Source organism: Buchnera aphidicola (Brevicoryne brassicae), from assembly GCF_005082825.1.
GTDB lineage: Bacteria > Pseudomonadota > Gammaproteobacteria > Enterobacterales > Enterobacteriaceae > Buchnera > Buchnera aphidicola_AK.
Map to the genome: position 1 here is coordinate 1 of NZ_CP034883.1, position 2,913 is coordinate 2,913.

Annotated in this window: 3 protein-coding genes; 1 reads left to right on the plus strand and 2 read right to left on the minus strand. The window is 22.6% G+C overall.

Annotation, left to right across the window (positions count from 1 at the left end):
• Window positions 1–15: 15 nt before the first annotated feature.
• Both repA (D9V66_RS03120) and D9V66_RS03125 read right to left on the minus strand, forming a co-directional pair.
• Window positions 16–771, minus strand: coding sequence for a plasmid replication initiator RepA (gene repA / locus D9V66_RS03120; protein WP_158366071.1), 756 nt, complete (start codon window positions 769–771; stop codon window positions 16–18).
• Window positions 772–957: 186 nt separating this feature from the next.
• Window positions 958–1,461: a TIGR00645 family protein gene (locus D9V66_RS03125; protein ID WP_158366059.1), complete on the minus strand. Its 504-nt coding sequence runs from the start codon at window positions 1,459–1,461 to the stop codon at window positions 958–960.
• 303 nt (window positions 1,462–1,764) lie between these two features.
• On the opposite strand from D9V66_RS03125, the gene repA (D9V66_RS03130) reads away from it, so the two are divergent.
• Window positions 1,765–2,616 (plus strand): plasmid replication initiator RepA, encoded by an 852-nt coding sequence (repA, locus tag D9V66_RS03130; protein WP_158366061.1) that lies wholly within the window; start codon window positions 1,765–1,767, stop codon window positions 2,614–2,616.
• Window positions 2,617–2,913 lie beyond the last annotated feature (297 nt).

The following is a 2,913-nucleotide window of genomic DNA, read 5'->3' on the forward strand; positions in this document are numbered from 1 at the left end:
TTTTATTGTGTAAATTTATTTTTTAATTTTGTTAAATAATTTACATAAATTATTATATTCAATATCTATTTGTTTTTTAAGCCCCTTAGGACCTATTTTTGTTAATTCACTTGCTGTATAATAATTGATTAATGTGTTTAGAATTTTTTTTCTGGCAGATTTTTCATCTAATTGTGACATTACCTTAATATCTGAAAAAGAAATAAATATTTTTTTTTCCTTGATTTTTAATTTTTGAGATGTTTTCATTGATTTAGATAAATAACTATTTATTTTTGATTGTGATATGTTGAATAGCATAAAAAACATCGGTGTCAAAAAAATTTTTTTTGGTAGATAATTACTAATTGATTTATTTTTTATTTTTTTACATCTAATAAAACCCATAGGTTCTAAAAAATCATTTATTAAACGTGAAGCTCGGGTGATAGATTTATTACCAGAGTCTGAGAAAGTAGAAAGACCACATTCATCTGCTAATTTTTCAACGGAAGCTTGAACTAAATTGGATTGAATATCGAAATAATACAACATAGCGACAACTATGGCTCTCATCGCGCATGCACGATGTTCATTTAATCTTCTAAATCGAGGTAAAATATTACCAGTTTTGGGATCTATAGGTAACAATTTATAGTTTAAATCACATCTAGCAACATCTATTTCTGATGCTTTTTTCATAGCATAACAAATGAATGTAGATCTCTTCCTATCATTTTTAGGTGGATTAAAAACTGGTTTAGGATTATATATATAATTTTTTCTAGGCACTAAATACACTTGATTAAGTAAAATATATTTTTATTTTATTTGGAAATTATTTTCAGCAAGAAAATGAAAAATAATATTTGTTATTTATTAAAAGTTTGAAATAATATTTGAAATAAATATAACATTAATAAAATAACATTACAAATCGTTTAATTCATTTTTTATAAGTATTTTTTAAATTAATAATTAATATAAATGATGCTTCTTTTTACTCATTTTATCAATATATGCCATACCAAATGCAGATAAAACAAACGTAAGGTGAATTATAACACATAACATTATTTTATCATCTAAAATTTTTTCAGCTTCCATAAAAAGACGTAAAAGATGTACAGAAGATATTGCAACTATTGATGATGCTACTTTATTTTTTATTGAATTTACATCCATAGTACCCATCCAACCCAATCTTTTTTCATTATCTTGAATATCCATTTTTGCAATAAAATTTTCATAACCAGAAAACATAACCATTACTAATAATCCACCCACTAAAGCAATATCAATTAGTGATAAAACAACTAATACTAAACCGGATTCAGACATAGCTAAAATATCTGGAATAATGAATACGATTTGTTGAAAAAATTTTAATGTCAATAATATAAAACCAAACGACAAACCAACATAAACAGGAAACATTAACCAACGAGAAGCATATATAGTTTTTTCAATAATTTTTTCCATTTTATTATTCCTAATTAATTTTTTAATAAAATATTTTTTTTTAAAAATAAATAATATTCATTAAATTTTTTTGTTTATAAAAAAAAATATTTTAAAAAAATTTAACAACTTATATTGAAAATAATTAAAATTTATGGTAAGAATATTCTTTTCTTTATAAATTATATTTATTCATAAAATAAAATAAAAGTAAAGTATATATTATATATACAAAAAATACGAAAAATTTTATTAAAATTTTTCCGTAAATTTATTTTTTATATGAATAAAAAATTAATTCCTTACTACTTTAAGTATTATTTTATGACATCAAGAAAATGTTATATACATAACCTGAATCCTATTTTTAAGCCTCCTAAAAATAATAAACGGCGGCCCTTTTTTATTTGTTATGCAATGGAAAGGGCAGAAGAGATAGATGTTTCAAGATGTGAATTAAATTATATTTTACAAGCAAAAAATATTAAGACAGGATTGCCTTTAAAAAGATTCAGACAATTAAATAAACATCGAGCATCTGCCATGAGAGCTATGGTTTCAGCAATGCTATATCATTTTAATATTTCTTCTGAATTAGTTCAAGCGTCTGTTGAACAATTATCTGATGAATGTGGTTTGTCCACAATATCTGCATCTGGCAATAAATCTATTACCCGAGCATCCAGATTAATAACAAATTTTATGGAACCTATGGGTTATGTGAGTTGTAAAAAGATATGGGATAAAATTTTAGGTAACTATATGCCTAAAATGATAAAACTTACTCCATTATTTTTTATGTTATTAGGAATTTCTGAAAAAAAATTAATTAATGCTAAACAACAACAATTAGGATGGATAAATAAAAATCTTATTAGCAAGGGACTTAATCCTATAACTATGCTTGATGCAAAAAGACGATCTAAAGATATTCAAATGAAAAGTATTTTTAAATATCGAGTTTCTAGACATGCTTTTTACAAAAAAAAGAAAAATGCACAACGTTTAATATCTTTAGATGAGAAAGAAGCTCGACAAACTATTCTTCGAGCATTAGTTGCCAAGTATTCTTTAAGTGAATTGACTAAAATGGGACCTAGTGGGTTAAAAAAACAAGTAAATATTAGTTATTATTATTTACGCAAAATAGCTACAAATACATATCCAGATAATTAAATATAAAAAAATATTTAAATAAATGCGTTTTTTTACGTAGTACTTACTATTCTTAATTTTTATTTTTTAAAAAATTTATAAAAAATTATTTCATTTTTTCTTAAATTTAAAGAAATCTTTTTAAAGATTTTTTTTTTATAAAAAAAAATCTTTAAAAAGATTTCTTTTTTTGTTAAAAAAATCTTTAAATGCATATTGTTTTTTTTAATAAATGCTTTTTATTATATAAATGCAAAATAACAGTGTTTAAAACTTATAAAAAAAATAAATAAACATAAAAAAATAGCGAAAGTCTTA